This is a genomic window from Streptomyces murinus (genome assembly GCF_002154555.1).
Taxonomy (GTDB): domain Bacteria; phylum Actinomycetota; class Actinomycetes; order Streptomycetales; family Streptomycetaceae; genus Streptomyces; species Streptomyces murinus.
In genome coordinates, this window is the sequence record NZ_MUNF01000748.1 from 1 (window position 1) to 7,519 (window position 7,519).

Here is a 7,519-nt window from a genome sequence, read left to right on the forward strand (position 1 = left end):
TGCCCCTACGGCCGCCACCCGCACGCGCGACTACCCAGAGGCGCCCCCCCCATGCGTCGCCACGGGTACCCCCACATGGCCGACGTCCCCCCGGCCAGGTGCCGGGACATGCCCTTACGGGGGCCGCGTAGGCCCTTAAGGGGCCCCGGGCAAGCCTCTGGAGCCCCCCGGTGCGCGCCCTTAGGGGCTCTGCGCACGCCCGTAGGGGGTGGCTCCGCGCACGCCCTTAGGGGGCTCCGCGCAGGCATTAGGGGAGCCCGCGGCGCCCCTAGGGGGACCTGCGGCGCCCCTAGGCGGGCCTGCTCACGCCCCTAGGGAGTCCCGCGTCGCCCCTAGGGGGCCTGCTCACGCCCTCAGGGAGCGTCCCCCACCATCCCGTGGCGGGCCCGCACCGGAAACGTGGGGACCGACTACCGATGCCCGCCCCCAGGAGACGACGGCAGGGTGAGCGTCGTACCCCACAGCCCGCCGCGGTGCTCACCACCGGGCGAACGACCTTGCAAGGAGCAGAAGATGGGAGTTCCCGTACCCGTCGGTGTGGTCGCCCTCGACCCGGTCCTGGAGGCCGGCACCCGCAGTACCCTGCTCGCCTGCCCGGAACTCACCGTGTGCGAGCCCGGGAACGCCCGGGTCGCGGTGCTCACCGTGGACCGGCTCGGCCCGGCCGAACTCGACATGGTGCGCACCACCCGTGCCCACCTGACACGTCCCGCCGTCGTCCTGGTGGCCGGCGCGCTGGCCTCCGGAGACGCCCTGCACGCCCTCGCCGCCGGCGCCCGGGGACTGCTGCTGCGCCGCGAGGCGGACGCGTCCCGGCTGGCCCACGCGGTGCTCGCCGCCGCACAGGACGACTGCACCGTCCCCACCGACCTGCTCGAACAGGTCCTCGACCGGCCCGAGGGCGCCGAGCGGGGCTGGGCAGGAGGGTCGCTCTCCGACCGCGAACGCTCGGTGCTGCGCATGGTCGCCGACGGGCACGAGACGGCGGAGATAGCCCAGCAACTCGCCTACTCGCCGCGCACCGTGACCACGGTCGTGCACGACATCACCCAGCGGTTCCGACTGCGCAACCGCGCCCACGCGGTCGCCTACGCACTGAGAGCGGGCCTGCTGTGACCGCCACCCTGACCGCCGCACCCGGCGCGGTGACCACGATCCTGCCCCTGCGCGTCCTGCCCGCACGGCACGCGGACCGGGTGCGGGAACTCGCCCGCCGCGCCGGCCTCGACTGCGCGATCGGCCACGGACAGCCCGGGACCGTCACCGTCGTCGTCACCGACGACGCCGAACGGGCCCTGCGCGTCACCCGGTTGCCCGGCCCGCTGCTGCTGGTGTGCGACACGGTGGGCCGCGCCGGACTCCTGGAGGCGCTGCGCGCCGGAGCCGTCGTACTGCGCAGGGCGGACCTCACCGAGGAGAGCCTCACGGCGGCCGTCCGCCGCGCCGGGGCGCCGCATCTGAGCATCCCCTACCCGGAGCTGTCCCACCTGCTGACCGCAGGACCCGGACCCGGCACGCCCGCCGCGTACGAGGACCGGCCACCGTCTTTGACGGGCCGTCAGATGTCCGTGCTGCGGCTCATGGCGGAGGGCCACGGCAACGCGGGCATCGCACAGTTGCTGGACTGCTCCGAACACACCGTGAAGAACGTCGTCTACGAGGTCATGGCCCGGCTCGGCGCCCGCAACCGGGCCCACGCGGTGGCGCGCGCGGTGCGCCACGGACTGATCTGAGATGCGATCGCCGGCGACCCGGGGGTCACACCCCGGGAGTGGGCAGCAGCCGCGGAGTGATGCGCTCCTCCACCGCCCGCCCGTCCTCGCGGCGCACCACGTACGCGCCCTTGCCCGGCAACTCCGCGACGGCCTCGACCAGTTCGGTGCCCCGGTAGACCAGGCCCACCCCGTCGTCGGTGCAGTGCGCCGTGGGCAGGGTGCCGTCGGCGACCAGCCGGTGGATCAGCGGGCGCCGGCCCGGATCGGAGTCGTAGTGCACCCCGTTGCCGTACGGCAGCAGCCCCAACGCGTCCGTCACCGGGCGCAGTTCGGGCCCGAAGGAGTCCGTCGCACCGCCCTCGAACCAGCAGATGGAACCCGCGCTCACCCCGGCGAGGACCACCCCCGCTTGCCAGGCCCGCCGCAGCACCGCGTCCAGGCCGTGCACCCGCCACACGGCGAGCAGGTTCGCCACCGAACCGCCCATCACCCAGACCACGTCGTGGTCCAGGACCGTGCCCTCGACGTCCTCGACGTTCGGCATGGGGAACAGGTGCAGCGGTGTCAGATCGAAGCCCGCAACCCGGGCCGCCTCCGACATCCGCGCCGCGACGTGCTCGGCGTCCCCGATCGCGGTGCCGACGTACAGGATGCGCGGTCGCCTGCCGTGCACACCGGAGAGATCGACCGCGTGCTGGACCAGGGCGTCGAAGAGCACCCGGGTGCGTGCGGCGACGCGATGTCCTCCGGAGGTGGCGACGATGGTGGGTTCCGGGGCGGTCACGCGGTGATCGTAGCGCGCGCAACGTGCTCCGGACGTGGGGGAGTCGTGAAGGCGCACCCGCGAAGACGGGCGGGGGACAACGCGGCGGGGACCGGTCCTCCGACCGGTCCCCGCCGTCTTCGTGTGCGCCGCTTCGGCCGCGCGCTCACTCGCGCCGCAGTGCCACGGCCGCCGCGTACCCCGCCGGGACGAGGACGTCCCGCAGGCTCCAGTCGGGCGACGGCGACACCGGCCGTGGTCCGGTGCCGACGTGGTCAAGGGCCGGATCGCGCACCAGCCCCGTCCCCAGCCCTTTGAGGTACGCCTCCTTGCGCACCCAGGTCCGGGTGAAGGCCGCCTGCCGCTCGTGTGCCGGGAGCCGGGCCAGCTCCGCCACCTCCGCCGCGTGCAGCGCGCACTGTGCGCTGCGCACCGCCTCCACGGTGGCCACGCCCTCCACATCGACGCCGACCGGTGCGCCGGCCAGCGCCACCAGCACCAGGTCCCCGCTGTGCGACAGGGAGAAGTGCACCCCCGAGGTGCGCAGCGCGGGCCGCCCGTGCGGGCCCCCGCAGCCCGCGCACGGCTCCCGCATCAGCGGCAGCTCGTCCGCCGGGACGCCCAGCAGGGGGCTGAGCAGGGCGCGCAGCGTCGCATGCGCGATCACATACGCGTCCCGGTCCCGGGGCCGCCGGAACGCACGGGCCCGCGCCCGCTCCTGCGCGTCCAGCAACTCCTGGGCGCGCAGCAGCGATCGGTCGTCCTGGCTGCCGACCTCGGTCAGATACAGCTCCAGCGGACCACGCAGCGGCCGGGGGCCGACGGGGTACGCCGGGTACTGCGGACCGGGCAGGTCCAGGAGGGCGGGACACAGGGGGCCGAGGGGCGAGTCCGACAGGGGTGTGTCGCTGACTTCCGTCGGCATCCGGGGGGTCGTGAGTACGGCGCCCGGCTCTGCCGTCATCAGTAAGCCAACTCCAGCTTCGGCCAGCGAAGGTGACGATACGTCATATACATCGTCCGTCGGCCGTTCCGTCGGCGGTGCGTTGGCCGGCCTGGCCGGCACCAGGGCCGGCCGGACCTCAGACATCGGCCCCGGCGAGCCGGCGGCGCAGGCTCAGCGGGCGCATGTCCGTCCAGACGGCGTCGATGTGGTCCAGGCACTCCTGCCTGCTGCCCTCGTGGCCCTCCCGGTGCCAGCCGGCCGGCAGCTCGCGGTCCGCCCGCCAGATCGAGTACTGCTCCTCGTCGTTGCGCACCACGAGATACCCGTCCTCGACGCCGGGGCGCGCCTCGTCGCCGCCGCTGCCGTTCGCGGAGTGGGGTTGCGTCACGGTGAACCTCCCGCAGGTGATGGGCCGGCCGCGGATCAGGGTCCGGCGACGCAAGAGTGCCCGGCCCCCGCCCCGCCCGGTCAGGGACGAACGCGCCGCAGTGGTGGCACCCGTTGCTGCCGGAACTTCCCTGGTGACCCACCGCCCCGACGCGGGACCGTGCTGCTTGGTCGCGGGCCGCCCGGCACCCCGGAAACCCCGGGCCACGCGATTTCCCGCGCACCCCATTCGGAAGGAGCACGCGATGTCGGACGAGAACGCACCTGTCCTGCTGCCGGGCGGAGGCTGGCGGCTGTGGGAGCAGTTCGCGCTCCGCGGTCCCGGCTTCCCCGCCGACGGCGTGCTGCGCCTCGCCCCGCCCGGACTCGCCGAGGCCGCCGACAAGTTCGGGCCCGACAGCGAGCTGTCCGGACCGGAGTGGAATGCCTTCACGGAGGACCTCGCGGCGGCCGCCGTGGACACCGCCCGCTACCTCCAGGAGATCGCCGCCCGGCCCCGCTTCCAGGCCGCGCTCGCCTGGCAGAACCCCGCCGTTCTGCGCACCGGCATCGCCCCGTTCCTGCGCTGGACCCCGACCGCCGACAGCCGCAGCAGCATGCCGCGGCAGCGCGAGGAACTGGTCGCGCACTACTGGCAGCGGTTCTGCGTGAAGAACGACACCATCGGCTTCTTCGGGCCCGTCGGCTGGGGTTACTGGGACACGGTCGCCCGGGGCGGCGTCGCCGTGACCCCCGGCGACGGCTTCCTCGCCGCCCGGGAGGTGTACTTCTCCGGCTGGGCGATCGACGCCCTGGCGAAGGTGCTGGCCGCGGACAGCGCCCTGATGCGCTGGATCCCGCCGCGCCGGGTGTCGTTCGTGCGCTGCGCCGACGGCACGGTCCAGGTGCCCGGCCGCCCCGCCCGGCAGCTCGACGGCCCCGAACGCGCCGTACTGGAACGCTGCGACGGCACCCGGCACATACCCGCCATCGCCGCCGAACTCGGCCTGCCCGAGGACGAAGTCACGCGGACCGTACGGGACTTGATCTCCCGCCGATGGGTGCAGTGGCGACTGGAGGTGCCCGCCGCCACCCACCCCGACCGCGCGCTGCGCGACATCCTGGAGCGTGTCCCCGAACAGGCCGCACGAGAAGGCGCGTTGGAGCGCCTCGCCGTACTGGAGCGCGGCCGGGACGCCGTCCGCGCCGCCGGCACCGACGCCACCGCGCTGACCGCCGCGATCACCGCGCTGGAGGCCGACTTCGCCACGCTGACCGACAGTGAGGCCCAGCGCGCCAAGGGCGAACGCACCGCGCCCTGCCGGGGGCTGGTGTACTCCGACACCCGGCGCGCCGCCACCGCCACCACCGGCGCCGCGCTGCTGGGCCACCTCGAACCGCTCCAGCTGTGCCTGACCGCCGCCCGCTGGATGACGAACCGCTTCGCCGAGGCCGTCCGCGCCCGGCTGCGCACCGTGCACGAGCGGCTGAGCGCCGGGGGCGCCCCGGTCGACCTGGGGACCCTGTGGCTGCACACCCTGCCCTCCCCGCACCCCGACGCGGGCGACCTCATCGACGCGATCCAGGCCGAACTCCGCGCCAAGTGGGCCCGCGTCCTCGAACTGCCCGAGGGTGTGCGCCGGGTCCAGGTGGCCACCGCCGAGCTGGCCGACCGGGTCCGCCGCGAGTTCGACGAGCCCGGCGACGGCTGGTCGCTGGCCCGCTACATCAGCCCCGACGTGCTGGTCACCGCCGCCGACGAGACCGCCCTCGCCCGCGGTGACGTGGACCTCGTCCTCGGCGAGATGCACTGCGCGCTGAACACCATGGGCGCCTCCCTGTTCGTGTACCAGCACCCCGACCGCGACGAGCTGCTCGCCGAGACCACCCGGGACTTCCCCGGCCCGCGCCTGCTGCCCATGCTGCCCAAGGAGCTGCCCCTGAAGTGGTCCACCCGCAGCCGGCCCTCCCTGGACCGGCCCGAGGACCACTACGTCGCCCTCGTCGACCAGACCGGCGACCCGCACCGCCCGCGCACCGTGCTCAGCGCCGATGTCCTGGTCGAGGACCGGGACGGCCGGCTCACCGCGGTCCTGCCCGACGGCACCGCGTACGACGTGCTGGACGCCTACGCCAACACCCTCACCCAGCGCGTCATGGACCGCTTCACCCTGCGCCCCGAGGGCGAACACACCCCGCGGATCACCCTCGGCCGGATGACCGTGGCCCGCGAGACCTGGCAACTGCCCGTCGCCGAAGTGGACTTCGCCGACGAGAAGGCGGAGGCCGCCCGCTTCGTGAAGGCCCGGCACTGGCAGCGCCGGCACGACCTGCCCCGGTTCGTGTTCGTGGTCTCGCCGACCGAACCCCGGCCGTTCTACGTCGACTTCGACAGCCCCGTCTACCTCACCATCCTCGCCAAGGCGGCCCGCAGGCTCGCCCGCAAGGACCCCGGCGCCCGGCTCAAGGTCAGCGAGATGCTGCCCACCCCCGAGCAGGCCTGGCTCACCGACGACGAGGGCAGCCGCTACACCTCCGAACTCCGGTTCGTGGCCGTCGACATGACCGTCGCCGACCTGGGGGAGCAGTGATGCGCACGGTCGCCGACGACATCGCCGCCCACGCCCTGCGCCACCCCGGCCGCACCGCCCTGAGCACCCCGGCGGGCGAGGTGTCGTACGCCCGGCTGGCCACCCGGACCGAGGAGATCGCCCGGCTGCTGCGCGCCCACGGCGTCCGGCCCGAGACCGTCTGCGCGGTGGCCGTCGAGCACGGCACCGACGCGGTCGCCGCCATGGCCGCAGTGCTGCGCTGCGGCGCCGCCTTCCTCACCCTGGACGTGAGCCAGCCCCGCGAGCGGCTGGCGGCCTTCGTCCGTAGCGCCGGCGCCCGGCTGCTGCTCACCCACGCCACCCTCGCCCCGTCACTCGAACTCGGCATACCCGCCCTACTGTTGGACCAGGAGGAACCCTCGGACGGCCCGCTCCCGGACGCGGGCGCCGACCCCCAGGCCCTCGCCTACGTCAGCCACACCTCCGGCAGCACCGGCGAACCCAGCGCCGTACTCGTCGAACACGCGAGCCTCGACGCCTATCTCCGCGACACCGCACGGGCGTTCGGCCTCGGCGCGGACACCGTGGCCCTCCAGACCGCGCCGCTCGGCTACGACGCCTCCATCCGGGACACCTTCGTACCGCTGCTGGCCGGCGCCCGGCTGGTGATCGTGGACCGCGCCCGGCTGCTGCGCCCCGCGGAGTTCGCGGCCACCGTGCGCGACCACGGGGTGACCGCGCTGCTCAGCGTCACCCCGTCCTTCCTCACCCACCTCGGCGGACAGACCGACCTCACCGAACCCCTCGCGGGCGTCGAACTGGTCGCCTCCAGCGGCGAGTCGCTGCGGCCCTTCCTCGCCGCGGGCGGCCGCGGTCTCGTACCCGGCCGGCTCGTCAACCAGTACGGCCCCACCGAGTGCACCATGACCACCACCCGGCACAGCGTGCCCGCCGTCCCCGACCACACCACCGACCTCGTCGGCACCCCGCGCGAGGGCACCGTCGTCCGCATCCTGGACGGGGACCTCGCCCCGGTCCCCGACGGCACGGTGGGCGAGGTCTACATCGGCGGCACCGGAGTGACCCGCGGCTACGGCGGCCAACCCGCCCGCACCGCCGCCGCGTTCGTCCCCGACCCCCTCGGCCCGCCCGGCGCCCGCCTCTACCGCACCGGCGA

The 7,519-nt window shown here is 74.6% G+C and carries 7 protein-coding genes; 4 read left to right on the forward strand and 3 right to left on the reverse strand.

Going from position 1 to position 7,519, the window contains the following annotated elements; genetic code table 11:
* Positions 1-513 precede the first annotated feature (513 nt).
* On the forward strand, positions 514-1,116 hold the full coding sequence (locus CCN72_RS34315) for a helix-turn-helix transcriptional regulator (protein ID WP_086812238.1): 603 nt from the start codon (positions 514-516) through the stop codon (positions 1,114-1,116).
* Complete coding sequence (locus CCN72_RS34320) at positions 1,113-1,733, forward strand: helix-turn-helix transcriptional regulator (protein WP_086812240.1); 621 nt, start codon at positions 1,113-1,115, stop codon at positions 1,731-1,733. Before CCN72_RS34315 ends, CCN72_RS34320 begins: the two co-directional genes overlap by 4 nt.
* A gap of 25 nt (positions 1,734-1,758) precedes the next feature.
* On the opposite strand, the gene CCN72_RS34325 is transcribed toward CCN72_RS34320, so the two are convergent.
* The 3 genes from CCN72_RS34325 to CCN72_RS41025 form a co-directional block, all read right to left on the reverse strand.
* Positions 1,759-2,499 carry a Type 1 glutamine amidotransferase-like domain-containing protein gene (locus CCN72_RS34325; protein ID WP_086812241.1) on the reverse strand — a complete coding sequence of 247 codons (741 nt, stop codon included), beginning with the start codon at positions 2,497-2,499 and terminating at the stop codon, positions 1,759-1,761.
* 145 nt (positions 2,500-2,644) lie between these two features.
* Entirely contained in the window at positions 2,645-3,442 is a 798-nt protein-coding gene (locus CCN72_RS34330; RefSeq protein ID WP_244174619.1) for a 4'-phosphopantetheinyl transferase family protein, read from the reverse strand.
* Between the two features lie 118 nt (positions 3,443-3,560).
* Positions 3,561-3,740, reverse strand: coding sequence for an MbtH family protein (locus CCN72_RS41025; RefSeq protein WP_037657109.1), 180 nt, complete (start codon positions 3,738-3,740; stop codon positions 3,561-3,563).
* A 316-nt stretch (positions 3,741-4,056) separates the two neighbouring features.
* Here CCN72_RS41025 and CCN72_RS34340 point away from each other — a divergent pair, with 316 nt between their 5' ends.
* Positions 4,057-6,381, forward strand: a complete 2,325-nt coding sequence (locus CCN72_RS34340; protein ID WP_086812245.1) for a lantibiotic dehydratase — start codon at positions 4,057-4,059, stop codon at positions 6,379-6,381.
* Positions 6,381-7,519, forward strand: a 1,139-nt coding sequence (locus CCN72_RS34345) for an AMP-binding protein (protein WP_086812247.1), incomplete at its 3' end; no start/stop codon positions are given. The genes CCN72_RS34340 and CCN72_RS34345, both read left to right, overlap by 1 nt.

Bases quoted from the DNA above. Each gene is read 5' to 3' on its own strand.
- CCN72_RS34330 (WP_244174619.1), bottom strand. From the start codon at position 3,442: ATGACGGCAGAGCCGGGCGCCGTACTCACGACCCCCCGGATGCCGACG.
- CCN72_RS34315 (WP_086812238.1), top strand. From the start codon at position 514: ATGGGAGTTCCCGTACCCGTCGGTGTGGTCGCCCTCGACCCGGTCCTG.
- CCN72_RS34340 (WP_086812245.1), top strand. From the start codon at position 4,057: ATGTCGGACGAGAACGCACCTGTCCTGCTGCCGGGCGGAGGCTGGCGG.